We start from the raw sequence: 22,388 nt of genomic DNA, 5'->3' as shown, positions 1-22,388 counted from the left end.
TCCGTTTTATAATGTCATAGCCTGCCCGCCTATTACACCGGCTACAGCACTTGCCACAGCAATAATCAACTTCAATATAATATTCCATCCCGTTTTCTTCATATTCTTCATACCTCCTTTCATTTCCAATAATTATTATATCTGCAATAAACTTTATCAAGCTGTCGGATCATCTACAATATCTCCATCTCCACTACCCGATCCACCATTAATTGCTCCCCCTATCGCACTGGCTTTCTGGAATTCCACTCCCTGAAGCAAAGCACGGGTAGTACCGATAGCTGCCGGACGAGTGTATTCCGCGGTAAACAGGCAGCGAAGAGCCTTCACCTGATTCGGATTCACCTCCTCTTCTTGATCCACTCCATGCCCTTGTGTACAAGCTTTCATCGTGAAAGTGCCTAATCCCTCCAGACGTACCGAACGGCTATTTAACAATTCTTTACGCATGGCAGTCATCAGGTTACGAATCACATTATGAACATCACCCGGTGTCAACGATGATTTTTCAGCTATTACTTCGGCCAACTGTTGTGAAGTTACCATTTTTCCAACTTTCACCAGAGTCAGGTGCCACTGTTTCTTTCCCTCTTTAGTTTTCAACTGCGATTGTCTCGCTCTATAAAATAAAGGCATAATTTTTCTCCTTCTTTACTAATGTTACTACTACGTTTCATTCATGTTTCGTTGATCAACACTGCAAAGATGAAGATTTACAAATTATCGGCAAAGGAAAAAACGATCCGGAAAGCAGTTTTCTCAGAAAAACTTATAACACGCTTATTATCTGTATCATAATTCTAAGCTCTTCGTTCAATTGAATTTGCAAACTCACCTTTTAATATGATAGCAGTCGGGTAAATGTTACGGATATAAACGATGCTATGTAACCATGATGCAAAAAATGTAAACCTGAAAAGCGGAAATTAGAAATTGAGCGTAATTCACACTAATACAACCATTTGTGTCATTTTTAATGGCTTTAACTGTCTAACTCCTTAAATGCAATAAAAAGCAGATTTAGAAAAACGTTCAGTTACTTATCCGTTCCCTGTTTTTCAAATAGAAAAATGAGGTAGAATACTGAATTTTAGACGGATTTGGCTATATGTGCTGCTTTTCTTTGGTGAGTGTCGTTAGTTAGCCGATGATAGCGTACTGTGGATTAGAATCGCACGTACATGGGAACGTATTGTCGGGATCATCACCCCGAACAGTTCCGCTATCTCAAAATCTTGCATCTGAATATTGCCCGATATAAATACCACACCGCTTTCGCTGATTGTAATTATATTCTTTTTCATATTCACCTTGAGTTAAAAAACAGGCTTTTCGTTATCAGTCGTATTATAAAGCATTAGTATTTGCTCGGCAATTGGATGCAACGCCACAAATGCTTCCGCCATAGTTTTGCCTCTCTTCTGCCGAATATAAAGTCTGCCATCTGCCGAACATCCGATATGATGCGAAAATGCCTATATACATCTACATAAGCCAATCCACTAAACAATGAGAAGAGTTACCTATTCGTTTGCGATAACTAACCTGCTAACAGTTTGGTAACTGAAAATATTAGCTGCAAAAATCTCTCATAGGCATCTTGAAGATTCCCCGCATTCAGTCGAAATAGTTTTTTTCTAAATTCTTTTGCGAAAAGAAGAAAAAACTTAGTCATCTGATAATATGAAGATTATTCTATATTAAGAAAAAATAAGTGTAAAAAGAGATGCGCAAATAATAGCTTTTACGTATATTAGCAAATCATTTGCGAAAAAAGGATTGATATGTTATGCGCTCTTTGAAATATTGTTCTATATATCAGCAACTTACGCAACATAGTTTTAGGGTTGTTTTCGAAACTCGCCAACCCCTAAATATCCAACGATTATTTGCGAAAAATGAAGTTTACACAGTATTCTAATTATCAATCATTTAGGTAAAAATATCACTATTTACACATTAAAATTACAGAAAAAAAAACCACTTTTGCGAAAAATGCTTAAATTAGCATCTACTATTCTGGTTTACAACCTATTATATTCATAAGCAAATACATTCAAGAATATATAACAGTCTAATAATCAGAGTATGTAGATCTATTCCAGTATAATAAGGATTAAGACAAATATATATTCATCCACTGACAAGCTGGATGTAAATATGTAGATCTATTCCAGTATAATAAGGATTAAGACGAGTAATTTATATTGTCTTCGCTGGCTACGTAATATGTAGATCTATTCCAGTATAATAAGGATTAAGACTTTTCGGGAGGTCATTTCTTGAGTCCATATTTTTTGATGTAGATCTATTCCAGTATAATAAGGATTAAGACAAAGCAATAGATAACACTACGATAAGCCAATTAATATGTAGATCTATTCCAGTATAATAAGGATTAAGACTTGGGACTGAATTCAATGCGGTGGCATCGTTCTAAGAATGTAGATCTATTCCAGTATAATAAGGATTAAGACAAAAACAATCAGCCATAAATTGCAGAAAATAAAAGAATGTAGATCTATTCCAGTATAATAAGGATTAAGACACCATTGCCAAAAGAATTGCAATTTCCGATTTGAATGTAGATCTATTCCAGTATAATAAGGATTAAGACGTCTTTAGCAATTTTCTTGTAAACTGTCACGTCATTATGTAGATCTATTCCAGTATAATAAGGATTAAGACTTCGGCGTATTCACCAAAAATTCCAGTACATCGATGTAGATCTATTCCAGTATAATAAGGATGAAGGCAAGTTCTATTCTCGTACCAACTGCCAACATAGTCCACCACAATAACACCTTAAGGGTCATCACACTATGATACAATACATTATTAAGTAATTAAAAGCCATAATTAAATATTTAAAGATCTCTTGGTACAATTTACAATCTGACAAAAAATGCCTCCCCTTGCATACAGATAAAAAAACTCCCGATCGCCTTATGGGCAATCGGGAGTTAACTCTATATAATATTGTTTTATAACCCTATTATTTATTCGACTATAACTTATCTTATTTTTTAGACCATATTAGATCTATGGTAGGAAGCATAATATTTCCAATATCACTTCGCTTGATGCAAGCAAAAGAAACGCTTCATAAATAGAATATAGACCAAACTCAGTGCAATAATGGTACCCGACAAATACCCATATTCATTCCCCGGAAATAGAAAATACCCGGCTATAACTACTGCCTGCACCAACATATACACCAACGAAACCACTACGTGAGGAATTTTCAATTCATTTGCCATAATCTGGTACAAATGTTTCCGATGCGGCAAACCAATATTCTCATGCAACATCAACCGATGAATTATTGTCAGCACACTATCCACCCCATAGACTGCCAACAAGACAATCCAGCTGAAATTTTCCGTACGGATTATCAGCATACCGATCAGAAAGAGGATCACGAAAGCAATGCTAACCGAACCTACATCCCCCGCAAAACACTTTGCCTGTTTCCGGAAATTGAAGAAGTTAAAGACCAACACAGCACAAAGCATGGTATAAATCAAAGCCGGCTCTACAAATGGAACATATGCCCCATTTATAAATGCTAATGCCGCCAGCACCACCAACGAGTATCCACCTGTAATGCCATTAATACCATCCATGAAATTATAGGCATTGATAATCCCTGTGCAAACAATCAAAGCAACCACAATGGTCCACCAAGGCAGGCTGAACAACCCCCATTGATAGAACATCAAAGCCATCGCCGTAAAATGAAACACTAAACGTAACCCCTGAGAAGTAGAACGAATGTCGTCTACAAAACTGATAAAAGTAATCAAGGTCAGAGCCAGCATAAACCAAGGATACTCAAACTGATTCGTCAGAAAGTAAGCTAATGCGCCAAAGAAGAAAATGATTCCTCCCCCTCTCAAAGTGATCCGGGTGTGCGAACTCCGCTCGTTCGGTTTATCGATGATATTGCATTTATCAGCAATACGGAAATAAAAAAGTTCTACTAAGAATAGTAGAACCAGGATTATTAAATAGTACATAACTTATTTAGTTTCTTCAAATGAACGAATGGTTTTAATCAACCCCTCTTTAGCTGTCACAGGCATTTTATCAATCCCGAGAGCAGCTTTGATCTTAGCATTACTTACCACATAATTCTCTGTCAGTTTACGAAGCCTTTCCGTATTCAGTGGCAAATGGAGTAAAGTTCCCAGTCCGGCACATCCTTCCATAAAGCCCTTATTCATCTTCCAGATATGGGGTTGTTTTCCCATTGCCTCACACATGATGGCAATCAGCTCATTTGTTGATAAAGCTTCATCATCCCCCATGTGATAAATGCCCGTAGGTACATCTTTAGTCAATAATCCCTCAATCACATAGCATAGGTTATCAATTGAAGTAAACGAACGACGATTTTCGAAGTCACCCAATGGCCAGGGAATTCCTTTTTTCACCACATTATACAATAGATTCAGATTTCCTTTATTCCCCGGACCATGAATCATACAAGGTCTTAATATATAAACCTGTTTTTCTGTAACCGAAGTCATCTCCCGAAAAGGAGAACACTCGCAGGAAGAGACAGCAGGAAATACACAATGTTCCTTTATATACTCTTCAGCTCTTATTTTACTTTCCCCATAAGGACCAACAGGAGCCGGAATAACATCCTCAGTAAGCATATCTCCCACTACACTATCAGCCGCAGCTTTTACTGAACTAAAAAATATGAATTTCTTCGCAGAAGACTCCAAAAAGAAATCAAATATCTTTTGAGTCAGACCGGTATTAATATCAAAATAAGACTGAGCAGCTGATTGGTTTTTCGTATCATGAGCCTTTCCGGCAAGATGAATGATTGCATCAAATTGGGGGAGAGTTTGTAATGGGAAAGATGTGGGTGCGATCTCTCTCCAAGAAAAAGTTGTTACGACTTCCTCTTTGGCGGGAAAAACAATATCAAGTCCATACAAAGTATGTTTATCTTTCAAAGCCTTAATAAAATTAGAGCCTATAAAACCATGCATTCCAGAAATAAGTATATTCATTTTTTTACAAAAATAAATTCAAATATTTTTACTATATATTTTAATAAAAGCAAAGGATAACAAGTCCATATCCCATTCTCCTTACATGCTCTGACTATCTCTTTATTCAATAGGATATTACTTTTAATAGAAGCCGTACTCGCACCTCCTGTCCTCATTTTCATAAAATCCAAAGGTAAATATTTACTCTTTAACCGGTGTACATATAAAAAACGAACAAGCAACTCATAATCAGCAGCTATTTTATAATTTGTTTTATAATAGCCCAACTGATCAAAATACTTTCGATAAGTAAAAAAAGTTGGATGAGCAGGCATAAATCCAAATCGAAACAAGGATGGGACAAACCTTTTAGAGGAATAATAGCGAACTGTCCTATCCAAGTTATTAGGGTTTACAAAGCGTACATCACCATAAATAGCCTGGACATTATTATCATTAAAAGCCTCTACTATTTTCGTAATGACATCATTTCTGAAGTAAAAATCATCTGAATTAATTATACCAACTATCTCTCCAGTAGCCATATTTATTCCTTTATTCATAGCATCATAAAGTCCATCATCCATTTCACTAATCCATTTGAGATTACCATGAAACAAAGGTTCATATTCTTTAATAATTTCAATAGTTTCATCCTGAGATAAACCATCTATTATTATATATTCTATATTAGAGAATGATTGTGATAATACAGATTTAATCGTATCACGAAGAGTTGTACTACTATTAAAAGTCACAGTAACTATAGATATTTTCAATGAGTGCATATCACTCCCCCTTTCTTTCTTTCTCACATATTTCCAAGTATAAATGAGCCCGTTCACATGGCAATGGGAATTCTCGAAGTTTCAATTCGCTAAACAGCAACAAATTACGAACACAGTCATCATCGTGATAAATTAACAATATCTTATCAACTGCATCCATAACATTTAAAGGAGTGAAATAAAGAGCAGCATTTCCACACACAGTTCGTGCAAAAGGCAAATCAGAAGTTAATATTGGTTTCTTCATAATCATCGCTTCAGGATAATTAGCAGAAAAACATTCAAGTAGACTTGGTAAAAAGACAGCATCACAATCATTATATAATGATGGACATTCACTTGCAATAACCGGACCCACATTTTTAACCTCTTCCACATAATCAATTCCAAAAATTTTTTCATAATCAGAGGGTGAGATAGTCAACACAAATTGAATATCTTTAATATCGTTCTCCCTTAATTTATCTACAATCAATCTTATTATCTCTAAATTTTTGTGTGGATAATAACGGGAAACCGTTAAGAATCTAAATTTTGAAGTATCTTTCAATTCTATAAAATCCCGACACAAAACCTTTTTCTCAAAAAAGGAACTGTATGTATTTGAAACCTTATAACATTTCTTTTCCGGAAATAACAAAGCTAACCTAGTCTGCACATCATCTGTTTCACAAATAAAAGCCGAAGCATCCCTTTTCAAGAAATACATATGAAAGAATTCTTTTATCTTCATTTTCAGCCTTTCTTTAATAGAGATTATATCCCAATAGGGGGAATCCTTATAAATATAATGAGGAATTGCATACCCCATTATATGAGGGACAGATGGCTTCCAATATACAGGTCCAAAAATAGAAAAAACAACGTCCGGCAATATCTTCTTTTCTAGTTGAGACAAATAAAAGTTATACTGATAAAATTTCAAAGGTGGAATGTCATAAAAGATAAAATTATCAGGAAATATTGACTTATCCAACTGAGATACAACATTTCTACTTGCGAAAACATAATATTGATTACCTCTAATATAAAGACATTCATTAATAAAAGATAATGCAACTTGTAACCCGCCTCCTCCATAAGCTAAAGACGCATTTATTATCAACTTCATAAGGTTAAGCTCTATAATTATTTAATTACTCGTTCTTTTATCTTACTCCCTGGCACCCCTTGATATATTGAGTAAGCATCTACATCACCACTCACAACAGTTCCCACAGACAAGACAGAATATTCTCTCATATTCGTACCTGGACAAACAATTGATTTTGCTCCAATCCAACAACCATCATTTATATGTATAGGCTTTATTATTAAATCAAACCCCCTCTTTTTATAATTATGATTACCACATAATAGCATAGCTCCTTGACTTATACACACATTGTTTCCGAGTATAACATAATCTAAATTATCTATCCAAACTTTCTCACCAATCCAAACATGATCACCAACCAAAAGTCTCCACGGATATTTTATATTTACAGAAGGTTTTATATACACTCCCTTACCAATTTTAGCTCCAAATAATCGCAAAATATACACTTTGAAGCTTGAAATAGGAAACATAGGATTTATGAAAACAAGAATGTTTACAATATACCATAGCGCTCTTTTTGAAAAAGAAGCACCTGTATTATACCAAGAATTATCATATTCCTTTAATCTCATAACAATAAACCGTAAGTCCTTATACTATCCTTTTATCTGTTATATCTCAATGATAAGAATAGGTTATTCCATTGTTCCATAATAGATTCCATATCAAATAACATCGATTTATTTTTACCCATCATTCCCATTTTTTTTCTTAATGTAATGTCCTCAATCAATAATAGGATATATCTAGCTAAACTATCAGTATCACCACTTGGAACTAAAAAACCATTCACTCCATTATCTATAATTTCATTAGGACCGCTTTCACAATCAAAAGAGACAATCGGCAAACCAAACGACATCGCCTCAAGTAGAACCATAGGAAAACCTTCATAACGAGATGACATTATATATCCCGAACTATTTAAATATTCAAACTTAACATCATTAGTCAGCCCTAATAATAAAACCGAGTTTTCAAGATGAAAAGTTCTTATCATATTAGAAAGCTTCTCTTTCCATTCTCCTTGACCAAAAATACATAATGTCCAATTTGGATATTTTGTCGCAACTAACTTCCACGCTGAAATCAAATAATCAAAACCTTTTTGTGCATCCAATTTCCCAATAGCTAAAAATTTTTGTTTTTCCAAAGAAGAAGTAAGTCCTTCTCCAGAATAAATACATGGATTATAAATCTGGTAAACATTTGAATGACTTACTTGCCATATTTTTAAATCCGCTTTTGTCAATACAACAAAAGCATCTAACTTTTGTGTTGTTTTTTTTAGTTGCCAAGTTCGGATATTACCAAGCAATTCCCAAAATTTTCCATGCTTACGTGCTAGCAAAAACTGTTTTCTAAAATTACGAGCAAAATGGAGTTCAGCTACTTTTTTACTGCCATCCTTTAAATCTGCTAAAAAATCAATTTCCTTACCACATAAAGACACACATATATCAACAGAATTATCTTTCAAATAATTATAAAGAAGAGTTTTATACAAACACAATCTTCTATTATGAAGAATAATTTTACTTATCAAAGGGGCAGAAAAAAAAGAATTGAAGTTAATATTAAAATTAACAATACTAATTTTCTTATCCAATAAAAAATAGGGTTTATAACTTCCTTCAGTCGTAATTATAGCTATATCATAGCCATAATTACGAGAAAGAAAATTAACTTTTTCCGTCAACACTCTTTCCATTCCACCTGGGTTTTGAAGAGAAGGGATACAATATACAATCTTCATAAACAAAAGAATAAGTAAAACATTTTCCTATATCAAATAAACATTAATATAAACCTTATATTTTAGAAGCAACCTCAATATCTTCTTTATAATATCTCTCATGAAATAGATACAAGCATAATAGGTACCTACATAATCTTTCCAAATAAAAAACGCATCTGTACACCTAATTGTATTCTTACTACTAACTCCTCCAAGAGTAAAATGTGCTAACACTTTATCAATACAACAAAACGTATAATTATGTACAAATGCCCAAAGAAGAAAATCATAATCAGCAGCAACTCCATAAAGTAATGAAAACATTTTTTTATTATATAGTGATGATTTTACAAAACAAGTTGGATGATTTATAGACATTCTTTTTTTAAGTTCACCAGAGTTAGAATGTAATAAATATTCATTCCCAGACAAGCTATGAACAATCATATCCCCACAAAAAATATCAACCAAATTATTTTCTAGCACATAATTAGAAATAATTTCTAAGGTATCATCTGAATACCAATCATCACTATTTATTATACCAATAAAGTCTCCTTTACTTTGCAAAATACCCTTATTCATCGCATCATAGATGCCATCATCAGGTTCACTAATCCAAAAAGCCAATTTATCATCATATTTTTTTATTATATCCACAGTTCCATCAGTACTTCCTCCATCAATAATAATATATTCATAATTTTTATAGGTTTGATTTAAAACACTCTGAATAGTTCTTTCTATTGACATTGCAGCATTATATGAAACTGTAATAATTGAGATCAAAGGTCTGCACTTTCTTTTTTCACACATATATATTTACACTTAAGTTTTTTATTTGTATTTACTTCGTTAATCAATGAACAAAAAATTAAAGAAATTATTGCAGGCGAAAAATCCGGACGATGAAATATATTTATAAAGATTAGTAATATAATCTTTCCATAAAATAGTAAATCATTTCTTCCACTCACAGATCTTAATATACATAAGATATAGAACAAGTAAAAAGAATAATGGAACATAGCTCCAATTAATCCAAACTGGGCTAAAACGCTACAATAATTAGAGTGCATTATGTGCTCTTTAATATTACCAGAACCTAACATAGGATATTTAAAAAAAACTCTTTTATCATTCTCAACTCTATCACTTCTATTATCAGCATTAAATTTTCCCGTTGACTCATCAAATGAAAATCTTTCAATAGTTTGTGTTCGAAGCAGCGTGACCCTTTCATCCTTAGAATACTGAATATAAGTTACGGCTAATGTAAGTAGAAAAATTATTCCTAAAGATATTTTTAGATTAGCTCTATTGAAATAGAATAAAACAAAATACAAAATTAGAAAGGCATAAAAGGCTGTTGAAAAAACAAAAACACCTGTTATTATCAGTATCTTATCATAACGAGAATTATAATTATATACACGGTTCAGAATTATAGCAAATATCGAAAAAAGTGCATATTGTCCAGGCTCATCAAAAAAGCCTGAATAACGAATAAACCGAGCTCCACTATCCAAATTATAATAGACATTAGTAGTTGTTAACCATAAAAAATAAGAAGTTCCACTATCCGAATAATCTACTGAAAAGAGAGGAGGAACTCCTATAATTAAATGAAGAATAAAAATAAAAGTACCCCCACATCCCATGATCATAATAACATAAATATACGACTTCACAAAAAAAGAGAATCCGATAGTCTTATAAATATAAGTTGATATTATAATGAAAGCACACAACTGTATAATATAATTTATATAAGATTTATCTTCATGATAAAAAATCAATAATATGTAAAAAAAAGACAATTGAAATACAATAAATAAATAGTTGCGGTTGATCTTGAGAATTTGTTCTTTCAACATTTCATAAGACATTGCTAAAAGACAAAATAGTGTCAAAATTTTATAAGGATGAAAAGGCCATGTATAAAAGATAAATGGCGCAGTGCTTGTAAGGCAAAGCCATATTAAAATAGTCGAATATATTAAACTTCTTCTGTTCGGCATAATCTCATCTTTAGAATGACAAAGAAATAATACACTAAGCATCCGATACCAATATCTTTTTTCACAAGAGTCAAATATTTTCCTACATCTTTCCACGAATGTGATTTATAGTAATATATAAAAGAAGAAAAAAAGATACGTGCTAAAGAAATCTTAGGCAATAAATCTCGAAAGGCATCATACCGAATTTGAAAATTATCATTCCTCAATTCGATATCTATAACATTGCTACTAACTCCCGTTTCATTATTATATAAACACACAACAAAAGGAAAATAAACAACTTGGTCAAACATAGTAGTGAAAACACGAATATTAAAAACATGATCCGCATTAATCTTATATTTCAAATCATACATCCCATATCTATCAAAGATCTCTCTTTTATAAAAGATTGCTTGATGACAAATCGCATGATTACAAAATTTCGACAAAGAATACTCCCCATCATACCGCAAATTTGACGAAGTAAAAATTACGTCTCCATAACAAACATTTGCAGATGGAGTATTTGTAATAAAAGATGCTACAAAAGACAAAACCTGATCATTATACAAACAATCATCTGCACCAAGAAAATAACACCATTCACCCTTAGATAACCGTATTCCTTTATTCATCGCATCATATATTCCATGATCAGTCTCAGATATATATCTAATTCTACTATCCAACAGTGAGTAATACCTCAATAACCCCACAGTTCCATCAGTCGATTTTCCATCTATTATTAAATATTCAAAATCTGAATAAATCTGGTTTATAACACTGTCTATCGTAGCTCGAATTGTTTTCTCAGCATTTCGAACAACTGTTATTATTGAGAATTTCATCTATATTTACTTGACGTTTTTTATTACTTATAATAAGATCATCTATGGGGTTATATTCTTCATTAACTTGATTCAGATTATTCGGATACTCACAACCTATTTGGCATAAGAATCTCTTAAAGGAATCATGGGAAGTAGAAGGTTTAAACTGATTAAAGATCTCTACCAAAAACACTGGGATAATTCCTTGCTTAATATGATTTAAAGTACAAGTTGAAGTATAGGAAATAGAATATTTAACCGGATATTTATTTATTATTAATTCTGCTGGTTCTTTATCCTCTATAATTTTTACTGATAAAAATTTTTTTTCTATTAATTGCCGAATTTTATTCTCCATAAAATTGGTATCTTGAGGATGAAATTTAAAATAAAAAACAGTAAATCGAGTGTGTAAACTTAATATTTGTGAGATAAAATGTAAATACTCGTCTTCTGTACAAAAAAACAAATACATTGGTTGATTAAAAAAAATAGCCCCTGAATTAGCTGCTTGATGAGAAATAATACCCATACCAATATTTAAAACAGGAATATTACGTAATGTTTTATTCCCCCATGACACAACAATTTTGTTAAACAGAGCATCCTTAACTCTCAAATGTTTATCATCTCCAAAATCCACGACGTAAGTGTTCTTAAGACCACAAACATACTTTATCAAATAAGTTCTCAAACGCTCAACCAAACCTAGATTATTTGGAACTCTATTGAAATCGCACATTGTCGCCGTCCCATCTTCCAACAAAAAAATTTTTGCATGATATTTAGCAAAAAGTTCTATAACTACTGCATTTATAATATTAATATCAGTATGAATAAAAAGAGCGTCTTGCGATGAGATGGTAAACTGCGACGAAATAGCTTTTACTATATGTCTTATCTGCTGAAAGTTCAACAGTAGCCTTTTCAAAGAAATTGATCTATTAAAATCCAAACGGACTACATTGGAATAACCATCAGTATCATTCAAATTTAAAGAATAAGGTACTTGTATCAATGTTTTATCTCCAATCAAATCATGGATTATCCGCCTATCAAAATGTAAATGATAATTATTATTTACGCAAAAATAATACATAGTTATTTATTTAATCTGCAAAATTTTCGATGATAAAAATAGACAAATATAGCTATCAGAAAATTTGTCAATAAGTTAATATAAGCAGTTAACAAAATCGAATATTTTGTTAACCATACAGAGAGTATTACATGTAACACAGAGATAGATAAAGTAATATACATTAATTGCTTCGTGCGTCTATAAAAAAACAGATAGTTAACATACAACAGATAATAACACTGAAACATAGCGCCAAAACATAATGGAAAGAGGAAAACTATAGAATCTGAATACTGAGGAAGTACGATTGGAATAAAAATAGCACATCCTCCACATATACAGACAGTAAGACCTAAAAAAAATAGTAACATCAATCGCTCCTGCTTTCTCAACATCTTTCTTGTTGTTTCAGAGTCCGATGATAAACTCCTAAATAAAAAGACTGAATTACTTGCATTAAATGCTGTACCCACAATCTGAATCACGTTAGCAAAATTGAAAGAGAAGCTAAACATTCCCACGATCGCCTGCGAATAAGCATAATTAATGATATACCTATCTAGTCCTTGACGAGCCCAAAAAGAAAGTCCATGTGGAATTAATGGAATTCCAAAACTTAGAGTATCTTTGATCCTTTTCGCAGAAGGCACCGTAAACGTCAAATAATTTCCTTTGATAAGAAAAACAATACTTACACTAGAAAATAATATACATGTAACCAATTGAGCATATAGCCGCCCCTGCCAATCCAAACTTATTGATATCACAAAAAATAGAGTAAGAATGCAATTACATAGAGACATTAACACAGAGAATATTCCATATTTCAAAATTTTTTCTTCTAATCGCCATAAATCTAAATTAAGATTAAGCACGACATTGAAAAGACAAATTACTAATGCAATAATCTGATATTTAGTATCTAATCCTGTATAAATAACTAGTACATGTGAAAAATAGATCAGAATAAATAATAATATACAAAAAGTAACTAATGTAATTAGTAAAACAGAATTAAACGATTGTCTAAACTCAGCTCTAGATGAAGAAAAATAGTTTACAGATAATACACCCACTGAATTTAAAGATATTAGTATGCCAAATAAATAAACTAAAGTATTAAATAGATTAAGCTCTCCATACGCTGATGGAGATATATATTTAGCCAATACTATTAATAACAAAAAACTAACTCCATTGTTAAAAAATGAAAACACAGAAAACAATATCCCATTTTTAACATTAGGATTGCCTAGTATTTTATTAATTATTTTTCGAAACATCTATAATAAGGCATAATACCATTAAATGAATAGAGATACCTTTTATTCTAATAATACCCACTTATTCAACATATTCTTCTTAAATAACTCTCTATTGTATTGTTTGTCTACAATATCCCAAAATTCCTTTTCCGTATATCCCAGGAATTCACAAAAATCTCTCACACAAAGAGGATCCAGTGCATGATCATGTTCCTTTACCAATTTAAAAGCTTCGTCTCTTGTTATCATACCATAACGTACCATACGGGCAGCATAATCCGTAGCAGAGGCATGACCGAATTTGGGATACTTCATCCAGGAATGTACCAAATAAGCACGACTGTCCACTTGGTCCATCTGCTCCACATGATGCGTTCTATTCCATTCGTGAGTTAAGTCATGAAAACCGTATCGCTTAGCTATTTCATAATTCTTAAAACTATTCCACTCCACAAAATAACTCATATAGATCGGGTCAAGACTATTGATATCTTCAAGCGTAGGAGGTTCGAAAAAATTTAAATCTTTCAGAGTAACGCCATCACCTAATAAATCTCCAGTAGGTATACCGGCTCCTACTCCATTAGATATCTGATCCTTGGCGGAATAAGTTTCCACAGCACCATTACCACCATATTCATAGCTGACATTCTCTCCGTAAACTAATAAAGGAGTATTAAATTTCAATGCCATGTGCAAAGGATAAGTATAGATATATCTATCTATAAAATAAGTGGGCTTACCATATCGTTCAAAAGTTTTCTTCATTATTATCTTTTGAGCGCGGATATTGGGTTTCATACTTATAATATCACACCCGAAAGCTTCTGAAATATTTTTCAGGTTATGAATGCCGGCCTTAGTCATCGGAAGATTATCCTCCACAGAAACAAGCAACGGGTTCATATGAAGCACTTCTTTCATCATATAAACTTGAAAATGGCTATCTTTTCCCCCACTTACAGCAACCATACAATCATAGCCATTAGGTCCATTCATACCACGGTATTTATCGCAAAGGGCCTTAAACTCCTCAAAACGAACTTTATAATTCACTTTCTTACGATTTTCATAAGACTGGCAAGCTGAACACACGCCTTCTTCATTAAAAGTAATACCCGGCCTCGTATCCGGCATCACACATTTTGTACAATATTTCATAATCAAATAATTTACTTATTTTTATTTTTTACAAGATAAGACTCTACTAAATGGCCGTCCAGCCACCATCAACTATTAAATTCTGTCCCGTTACATATCGGGCACCATCTGAAAGCATAAACGAAACAGCTGGAGCAATGTCCGCAGGAGTACCCATCCGACGCATTGGCACCTTAGCACAGTAACGCTCAACAAAAGAGGGAGGTTGATGATCAAAAATGCCACCGGGAGAAACACAATTAATCCGAATATTATCCTTACCATAATAAGAAGCCAAATAGCGGGAAAAATTAATGATACCTCCTTTTATGGCGCAGTAAGCGGCCGGCGAAGTTCCCCCATATTCTTCATAAAGAGTAAAATCATTACCCACAACTCCATAAATAGAGGCGATATTGACAATAGAACCATATCCTTGCCCGGACATAACCGACAATACAGACTGGCAAATGACAAAACAACTATTCATTTGCAGATCTACATTCTTCCTCCAGGAAGCGGGAGCAATATTTTCGAAAAAAGCTCCCCAGTCTGGAGTACGCGGATACGCACTATTTACCAGTCCGTCTATCCGGCCAAACGTTTCTTTGACCATAGATACCAGGCTGTGAATTGATAAATCATCTGAGATATCCAAATGATAGGTACCTTTTTCAAGGCAAGTATCGACATTGATATCTGCGTTTATTGCAATTCCACCTTGACGACGGATGTCCGAGACTATTTCACGTCCGATAAGGCCACTGCCTCCCGTTACTAATATTATTTTATCTTTTAATATCATGATTCCAAACAAATTTGAAGTACATTATATGCATCTGTTATTGTATTGAATGTAGGTTTTCCCACACGTAAGCAATCCAAAAAATAAGCAAGTTGGAGTTGATAAGTATCCGCTATTCTTTGGCTGGAGCGAAAAGCTATTTCTCCGTCTATAGACACACAATTCTCCAACAAGTCAACATAAATCGTCTCACCCTCACAAACGATCTCTAAAGAACGCCGGGCATCACGACGATAATAATTAAGAATAATACTCACATGATAATCATCATAGCACAGACAGTAATTGGCATAATCATACGATTTTATTCCCAAGGAAGAAGAACAGGAAAATATTCTTTGAGTGCATGATGGAGTACCACACAACCAATAAATATAATCGATTTCGTGTATCAAGTCTATATGGACGCCACCACCAAGTTCAGGAATAGCACTATAATTCATTGTATAATCAACCCCTTCCCCCCTCCAGGAAGGCAAATAAGAGCCACAATAAACATTGATCTCATTGATTCGTAAGCTGGATCCGGCAATATATTGCTTAGTAAAAAGAAGAGCATCCAAAAAACGAAGGTTACATGCAACATAAGTTAGAACATTTTTTCGTTCAATCTCTGCAACTGTTTCCTTGACGTCCAGTTGATGAGAAAGAGGTTTCTCGATAAAAAGCGGAATATTTAATACTCCCATTTGTTGAATTGTCTTCTGATGTTCTGACGTTGGATTAGAAATAATTGCAAAATCAAAAGAATATTCTTCTACCTCTTTCATGGAAAACAAGTCTGTTACTCCATCGACAGAATTAGAAAACCTGGTTGAGCGTAAAGCATAAATTTGCACTTCAGGATCAAGACTCCTCAAAGCAGCGATATGTTTCCGGGCAATTGAACCTAATCCGACAATCAAAACATTCATAATAAGAAATCCAGTTTATTATTCGACATTAAATAAGAAATTATCTCAAAATCGATCGGATGGTCCAAGTCAAAACAAATGTGGGGTACCTTATAAACCAAAGAACGGTCTGTGATCGCCCCTTTATAACCCATGTCAAAAAAAGATCTTTTATAGAAATAAAAAGAAGCGTTCAAGTCGTAAACCTGAGGAGCAGATTGTCTGGTAAAAACATTATTATCAGGCATTTTCACTTGGGCATAATATCCATTTTCTTTTTGTTCTACCATATTGAAATAAGGACTTCTGCCGGCCTCACTTACTGAAAATAAGTTTATTGCATTTTCATCAGAACGGAGAATATCAAAAGCAATCTTTAAATCTTGTAAATTCCTTAATGGAGAAGTCACATCCAAATCTAAAATATAATCATATATTTGCCCTTGTTTACTCTCCGAATATAAAACAAGATCTTTTATAGCATCAATCTTACCAACCGTATCATTAGCCAAATATTCCGGACGTTTATAGTCTGATTTAAGCCCGCATACTCCAGCCACTCGAATAATTTCTTCCGAATCGGTAGAAAGCATAATGTCAGTACCTTCAAATACTGACTGAAACTCTTTTGCCACGGCAATCGAATATCCTATTAAAGGTTGCCCGTTCAACGGCTTAATATTCTTACCGGGAATTCCCTTAGAACCGCCACGAGCGCATATAGTGATCAAAATTTTCATATATCATAAATGTTTAACTAAATCTTGTGCCTTTTTATAATCTTCATGTTTACCTATATCAATCCAATAGCCGGTTATAGGATAACGGACTACTTTCAGGTTATTATGAATCAACAGTTCCATAAAGTCCGTGGCATTATAAAAACAATTATCAGGTATCATATCCAACAAACTCTTTTTTATCAGATAAATTCCGGCATTCGCATAATAGTTATAGGTCGGCTTTTCTTTGACCCCATGAATGTTACGCCCTTCCAATTCAAAAATTCCATAGGGTACAGAGATAGAATAAGGAACGGCAGCCACGGACATATCAGCATCGTGTTCTTTAAAATGGAGATAGAAATCTTCATAATCTATATTGGTAAACAAGTCTGAGTTCATGACTAAAACCGTGTCATGACAGAAAGGATATACAAATTTGATTGAACCGATAGTACCTAAATATTGGGGTTCACGGACACATTTGACCTGTATACCATCACGCGATTCCTTGAAATGATCCTCCAATTGCTCCCCCAGGTAATTCACAGTAACCGAAATATGTTCCACTCCATAAGAAATCAGACGGTCTACGTTATAATCAATAATGGCTTTATCACCGACATGGAGTAACGGCTTAGGAATTGTCTCTGTTAACGGACGAAGTCGCTCTCCTTTTCCACCCGCCATTAACACGGCATCTATAGGAAGAATGGATTTCCGTTTCTTCAGGTTAATAACCTTCAGTATTCTCTTCTTCCCATCCAGGCAAGGAACCAAAGATATACCACGATCTTTGTACTCTTTTATTGTTGAGAAAGGGGAATCTTCCGTCATAAACAAGAAAGACCTGGTCATTGCGCCACAAACACAGTCTTTTATCTCACCTCCGCCAATCAGATAGCGGCGAATATCACCATCAGTCAATGTCCCGACCATCTGGTCAAATTCATTCATAACAAAAAGGACAAGCACATCGTGAGATAAATCATTCAAAGCAACCAACGCTTCGCGAATAGTTGCCGTATGAGGAATTAAATATTTGAAATAATCAGACATTGTAATTAAAGGTCATAAAAGGATTTTGATGTCAGGCCATCCAAAGAGACGGTCTTCAAAATAGTGCATATGGCATCCGCCGTGCCCTTCTTATCATAAGGATTCCGTTTCTGTTTGGCGATTCTGACAACCGGATCCGACAATACCGTTTGTATACCCAGACAGATATCTTCTTTCGAAGTTCCACAATGGACAACACTGCGGGAGCTTATCCGTCCTTTTTGTCTATCGCCGATATTCAATGTCGGAATACCGAAGCTGGGAACTTCAATGATACCGCTGGAAGAATTACCGACAACGGCCGATACATATTGTAAAGTGGAAAGATAACGGACCTTACCCAACGAAACGAAAGCGACTGACTCACTACGGTGTCTTTCCACAAATCGCTTGATTAAATCAATTATTATACGACCATCCGTATCCGAATTGGGAAAAGTAAAAATTATCCGATAATCAGGAAAGGACTCCAAAGACTCCAAAAGATTCATGCATTGCTGTTCGGCCGTAGAGTTTTCCAAGGTGACAGGATGGAATGTGACCAGCAAAGACTTATCTCCCAACTGAAAATTAAGGCTCTTTTCCAGCTCCTCTTTGGACAGTAAAGGCACATGTTTGATATTCTCCACTCCAAGAGCACCGACATTAAAAACCCTATCAGGACTCTCGCCCAATTGAATGACCCGTCTGCGATAAGGCTCTGCCGATGTAAAATGAAGATGGCTCATCTTCGTAATGGCATGCCGTATATTATCGTCATAAGCGCCTTCCGTTATCTCTCCTCCATGTATATGTGCAACAGGGATCTTATAGAAAAGGGCGGCACTCACAGCAGCCAGTATCTCAAAACGGTCTCCCAAGACCAATATCAGATCAGGAGACAGGTCTTCAAACGCATCGGCAAAACCTATGGTAGCCAATCCGACTGATTTGGCGGTCCCATTGGCAGTATCAGAAGAGAGAAGCATCTCGACTTTCTTATCAATGCGGAAACCATCTGTTTCAATCTCTTTATAAGTCAGGCCAAACTCCGGAGAAAGGTGCATATTAGTAGCTATGATTTGCAGCTGCAAATCCCTGTCAAATTGAATCTTGGCCATCAGACCACTGAGTAGGCCATATTCCGCACGGCTGCCCGTTATAACACATATCTTCCTCATTGGAGTACTATCAAATCATCCTTTTTAAATGAACGGCATGCCTCAGTACCAATGACGGACTCCCATTGCATGGGTGAAATACCGGTACCGGGACGTTTGACAGTCAGGTTTTCTTCCGTCAACGGTTCTCCCTTTCGGATATCCCTCGCGGCAACAATACTCTTGCGGGCGACAATACGATTCCCGGATTCTGATAAAGAAACAATTTTCTCTTCCCGGCCCAAAGCCTCTTCCACATTACGAATAGCCGAAACCATTTGTTTTAATTCGGAAGGCTCCAAAGAGGCCTTATGGTCGGGACCTTCCATGCAGCGATCAAGGGTAAAATGTTTTTCTATCACTGTAGCACCAAGAGCGACAGCGGCCAACGGGATCTCTATACCGAGCGTATGATCCGAATATCCTGTACGTACTCCAAACTCTTCATGGAGCTTGCACATAGCCTTCAAATTTACATCACACATGGGAGTAGGATACTCCGTATTACAATGAAGAATAGTTATTTGATCTGTTTTTACACCAAACCGGTTCAATAACGAGATGGCAGATTGGATTTCCTCCACTGTACTCATTCCGGTAGAAAGGATAACGGGCTCTTTCTGTTCCGCTATAAATTTGATATATGGATAATTGGTTATTTCACCTGAAGGTATTTTCCATAATCCAAGGTGAAGACCGGATAGGAAACGGAGGCTATCCATATCAAAAGCTGTAGATAAAAAGCGTACGCCTTTCAATTTACAATATTCTATTAATTCAAAATGCTGGTCCACAGACAATTCTAATTTCTTAAGCATAGAATACTGTGAACAATCAGTATCCGGCATGTTCCTTCGCTGATATTCCGCTTTGGGAGCGGAAAGAGAAACTAAATTCTCTGTCTTAAAGGTTTGAAATTTTACATAGTCCACACCGGCCTCCGAAGCAACATCTATTAACTTTTTAGCAAGGGCAATAGAACCGTTATGGTTTACCCCGGCTTCGGCTATAATCAAAGTATGCATTAAATCTTTATTTTCAAAGTTGCGGGATTACCCGAATAAATTCCCTTTTCCAGAATATCCTTACGTACTACCGAACCCGCACCGATGATACAACCGGAAATGATGGATGTACCATTCACCATTACCGACTGGCTGCCCAAAAAAGAACATTCGCCCACCTTGCAATCTCCATTAACCATAGCACCGGTTGATATATGACAATTGTCACCGATCAGGGCATCATGCTCCACATTTACAAAAGTATTGATGATACAACCACTGCCAATCCGTGCACCGGCATTCACAAAGGCATGATGCATGACCACAGTACCCGCACCGATCTGAGCATGTCTGGAAACATAAGCGGTGGAAGCAATCAGGGTACCCAAATGCCCACCGGAAGTTCGTATTTTATCATGAATCTTCAATCGTAGAGAAGATTCCTTTATAAATCCGACAGTAACAATAAAATCAGCCTGATCCACAAATAAGGGGATATCATCATCAGTACCGAGAACAGGATAGCCTAAGATGGAATGGCCGACATTTTCCGGAAGATCCAATATACCCAGGATGGAATGCCCCATACTCTCAGCGACATCAATCACCGACTTACAATGTCCACCGCCACCGACTAAAATTAAAGGCTTCATACTCCCAAACGAACACTACTTGGTATATTCACTATTCTTTCTTCCAACCACACAGTATTCTCCAAACCATCCGTCTCACATCCCCGAAACATATCAAGCCTGTTCATCAATTCCCAAACGGGGCGGGTCATTACGCCATGATCGTTCGTATATTCAAGGAAAGACTGTTGGGCCCGGCGGTCTTTCAGAAGTACAGCGTTCAACCAATAGTTAGAACGGCTGTTCGCAGGCTCAACAACAAACTCAACATCAGGAATACGAGAGAAAAACTCACAATACCGTTCCGCCGTCTCACGTTTATTGGAAACGTACCTGTCAAGATTCTCCATTTGGGCACAACCCAATGCAGCATTGATATTAGGCATACGGTAATTGTAACCGATATAGTCATGAACAAATGCCCAACGGTGCGGAACTTTGGCCTGGGTCGTCAAATGTTTGGCAAACTTGCCCAGCTCTTCGTCCTGGAAAAGCAACATACCCCCGCCACCGGTGGTGATCGTTTTATTACCATTAAAACTGATGGCTCCCACTCTTCCGAAAGTACCCGTATGACGGCCTTTATAGAAACTGCCGATACTTTCGGCCGCATCCTCGACAAGTTCTATATGATATTCGTTGCACACTGCCGACAATTCGTCAATCTTCATAGGATGCCCGAACGTATGCATAGGAACACAAGCCTTGATACGGCGTCCCGTCTTCTTATTATAACACTGCCCATTCCTTACTTCCGCATGCGTAGACAACCACCTTTTTACAGCAAGAGGAGAAAGACCCAAAGTATCTCTATCCACATCAAGAAATACAGGATGTGCGCCAATATAACTGATGGCGTTACAGGTAGCGATAAAAGTAAGAGCCTGAGTTAAAACTTCATCATCACGCTCAACACCGACAAGAAGCATACCCATGTGCAATGCATTAGTACCACTCACACAGACAACAGCTCTTTTTGAGCCGGTATAGGAAGCAACCTGCTCCTCAAAGCGATCGACAAACTTGCCCACACTCGAGACAAAAGTAGTATCAATGCATTCTGCAAGGTATTTTTTTTCGTTGCCGATAAATAAAGGAGCGTGCAACGGAACAAATTCATCCGTACCAAACAAGCTATGGATGAAAGTAGTTATATTATTATACATACTTGT

General features: G+C 35.4%; 23 protein-coding genes, 1 pseudogene and 1 CRISPR repeat array. All 24 genes and pseudogenes read right to left on the bottom strand.

Annotated elements, in window-relative coordinates; translation table 11 throughout:
• Positions 1-6 precede the first annotated feature (6 nt).
• The 24 genes and pseudogenes from G7Y45_RS11415 to G7Y45_RS11305 all read right to left on the bottom strand — a co-directional run bounded on the left by G7Y45_RS11415 (position 7) and on the right by G7Y45_RS11305 (position 22,382).
• Positions 7-102: a smalltalk protein gene (locus G7Y45_RS11415; RefSeq protein ID WP_005786866.1), complete on the bottom strand. Its 96-nt coding sequence runs from the start codon at positions 100-102 to the stop codon at positions 7-9.
• 54 nt (positions 103-156) lie between these two features.
• Complete coding sequence (locus G7Y45_RS11410; protein ID WP_165014461.1) at positions 157-636, bottom strand: HU family DNA-binding protein; 480 nt, start codon at positions 634-636, stop codon at positions 157-159.
• A gap of 500 nt (positions 637-1,136) precedes the next feature.
• On the bottom strand, positions 1,137-1,304 hold the full coding sequence (locus tag G7Y45_RS11405) for a hypothetical protein (RefSeq protein ID WP_165014439.1): 168 nt from the start codon (positions 1,302-1,304) through the stop codon (positions 1,137-1,139).
• 15 nt (positions 1,305-1,319) lie between these two features.
• Positions 1,320-1,519, bottom strand: a pseudogene (locus G7Y45_RS19950) (site-specific integrase); the annotation flags it as partial.
• A 569-nt stretch (positions 1,520-2,088) separates the two neighbouring features.
• Positions 2,089-2,756: direct repeats of the CRISPR family, unit length 35 nt; unit sequence ATGTAGATCTATTCCAGTATAATAAGGATTAAGAC.
• 315 nt (positions 2,757-3,071) lie between these two features.
• Positions 3,072-4,022, bottom strand: coding sequence for a glycosyltransferase family 4 protein (locus tag G7Y45_RS11400; RefSeq protein WP_165014459.1), 951 nt, complete (start codon positions 4,020-4,022; stop codon positions 3,072-3,074).
• Between the two features lie 3 nt (positions 4,023-4,025).
• Entirely contained in the window at positions 4,026-5,033 is a 1,008-nt protein-coding gene (locus tag G7Y45_RS11395; protein ID WP_165014457.1) for an NAD-dependent epimerase/dehydratase family protein, read from the bottom strand.
• Entirely contained in the window at positions 5,030-5,794 is a 765-nt protein-coding gene (locus G7Y45_RS11390) for a glycosyltransferase family 2 protein (protein WP_165014776.1), read from the bottom strand. Before G7Y45_RS11390 ends, G7Y45_RS11395 begins: the two co-directional genes overlap by 4 nt.
• Positions 5,795-5,804: 10 nt before the next feature.
• Complete coding sequence (locus G7Y45_RS11385) at positions 5,805-6,914, bottom strand: glycosyltransferase (protein ID WP_165014455.1); 1,110 nt, start codon at positions 6,912-6,914, stop codon at positions 5,805-5,807.
• A gap of 17 nt (positions 6,915-6,931) precedes the next feature.
• Positions 6,932-7,474 carry a WcaF family extracellular polysaccharide biosynthesis acetyltransferase gene (locus G7Y45_RS11380; protein ID WP_165014453.1) on the bottom strand — a complete coding sequence of 181 codons (543 nt, stop codon included), beginning with the start codon at positions 7,472-7,474 and terminating at the stop codon, positions 6,932-6,934.
• A 32-nt stretch (positions 7,475-7,506) separates the two neighbouring features.
• A complete protein-coding gene (locus G7Y45_RS11375; protein WP_165014451.1) occupies positions 7,507-8,658 on the bottom strand; it encodes a glycosyltransferase family 4 protein in 1,152 nt (383 codons plus the stop codon).
• A gap of 27 nt (positions 8,659-8,685) precedes the next feature.
• Positions 8,686-9,393 carry a glycosyltransferase family 2 protein gene (locus G7Y45_RS11370; protein WP_241158958.1) on the bottom strand — a complete coding sequence of 236 codons (708 nt, stop codon included), beginning with the start codon at positions 9,391-9,393 and terminating at the stop codon, positions 8,686-8,688.
• Between the two features lie 32 nt (positions 9,394-9,425).
• Positions 9,426-10,307 carry a hypothetical protein gene (locus G7Y45_RS11365; protein ID WP_165014447.1) on the bottom strand — a complete coding sequence of 294 codons (882 nt, stop codon included), beginning with the start codon at positions 10,305-10,307 and terminating at the stop codon, positions 9,426-9,428.
• A 332-nt stretch (positions 10,308-10,639) separates the two neighbouring features.
• Complete coding sequence (locus tag G7Y45_RS11360) at positions 10,640-11,494, bottom strand: glycosyltransferase family 2 protein (RefSeq protein ID WP_165014445.1); 855 nt, start codon at positions 11,492-11,494, stop codon at positions 10,640-10,642.
• Positions 11,457-12,494 (bottom strand): hypothetical protein, encoded by a 1,038-nt coding sequence (locus G7Y45_RS11355; RefSeq protein ID WP_165014443.1) that lies wholly within the window; start codon positions 12,492-12,494, stop codon positions 11,457-11,459. Before G7Y45_RS11355 ends, G7Y45_RS11360 begins: the two co-directional genes overlap by 38 nt.
• Positions 12,495-12,577: 83 nt before the next feature.
• Positions 12,578-13,840: a lipopolysaccharide biosynthesis protein gene (locus G7Y45_RS20155; protein WP_137569061.1), complete on the bottom strand. Its 1,263-nt coding sequence runs from the start codon at positions 13,838-13,840 to the stop codon at positions 12,578-12,580.
• A gap of 42 nt (positions 13,841-13,882) precedes the next feature.
• Positions 13,883-14,983, bottom strand: coding sequence for an N-acetyl sugar amidotransferase (locus tag G7Y45_RS11345; RefSeq protein ID WP_032530843.1), 1,101 nt, complete (start codon positions 14,981-14,983; stop codon positions 13,883-13,885).
• 46 nt (positions 14,984-15,029) lie between these two features.
• A complete protein-coding gene (locus tag G7Y45_RS11340; RefSeq protein WP_032530842.1) occupies positions 15,030-15,767 on the bottom strand; it encodes an SDR family oxidoreductase in 738 nt (245 codons plus the stop codon).
• Entirely contained in the window at positions 15,764-16,681 is a 918-nt protein-coding gene (locus G7Y45_RS11335; protein ID WP_032530840.1) for a Gfo/Idh/MocA family protein, read from the bottom strand. The genes G7Y45_RS11340 and G7Y45_RS11335 overlap by 4 nt, the downstream gene beginning before the upstream one ends.
• Positions 16,678-17,400: a cytidylyltransferase domain-containing protein gene (locus tag G7Y45_RS11330; RefSeq protein WP_032530839.1), complete on the bottom strand. Its 723-nt coding sequence runs from the start codon at positions 17,398-17,400 to the stop codon at positions 16,678-16,680. Before G7Y45_RS11330 ends, G7Y45_RS11335 begins: the two co-directional genes overlap by 4 nt.
• 3 nt (positions 17,401-17,403) lie before the next feature.
• Positions 17,404-18,441, bottom strand: a complete 1,038-nt coding sequence (locus G7Y45_RS11325; protein ID WP_165014441.1) for a nucleotidyltransferase family protein — start codon at positions 18,439-18,441, stop codon at positions 17,404-17,406.
• Between the two features lie 5 nt (positions 18,442-18,446).
• Positions 18,447-19,601 (bottom strand): UDP-N-acetylglucosamine 2-epimerase, encoded by a 1,155-nt coding sequence (gene neuC, locus G7Y45_RS11320; protein ID WP_032530837.1) that lies wholly within the window; start codon positions 19,599-19,601, stop codon positions 18,447-18,449.
• Positions 19,598-20,605 carry an N-acetylneuraminate synthase gene (gene neuB / locus G7Y45_RS11315; RefSeq protein ID WP_032530836.1) on the bottom strand — a complete coding sequence of 336 codons (1,008 nt, stop codon included), beginning with the start codon at positions 20,603-20,605 and terminating at the stop codon, positions 19,598-19,600. The genes neuC and neuB overlap by 4 nt, the downstream gene beginning before the upstream one ends.
• Entirely contained in the window at positions 20,605-21,237 is a 633-nt protein-coding gene (locus tag G7Y45_RS11310; RefSeq protein WP_032530835.1) for an acetyltransferase, read from the bottom strand. Before G7Y45_RS11310 ends, neuB begins: the two co-directional genes overlap by 1 nt.
• On the bottom strand, positions 21,234-22,382 hold the full coding sequence (locus tag G7Y45_RS11305; RefSeq protein ID WP_209377325.1) for a LegC family aminotransferase: 1,149 nt from the start codon (positions 22,380-22,382) through the stop codon (positions 21,234-21,236). Before G7Y45_RS11305 ends, G7Y45_RS11310 begins: the two co-directional genes overlap by 4 nt.
• Positions 22,383-22,388 lie beyond the last annotated feature (6 nt).

The sequence above is a fragment of the Bacteroides sp. ZJ-18 genome, from assembly GCF_011038705.2.
Classification (GTDB): Bacteria; Bacteroidota; Bacteroidia; order Bacteroidales; family Bacteroidaceae; genus Bacteroides; species Bacteroides hominis.
The sequence above is the reverse complement of the archived record's forward strand: the minus strand, read 5'-3'. Positions and strand labels throughout refer to the sequence as shown.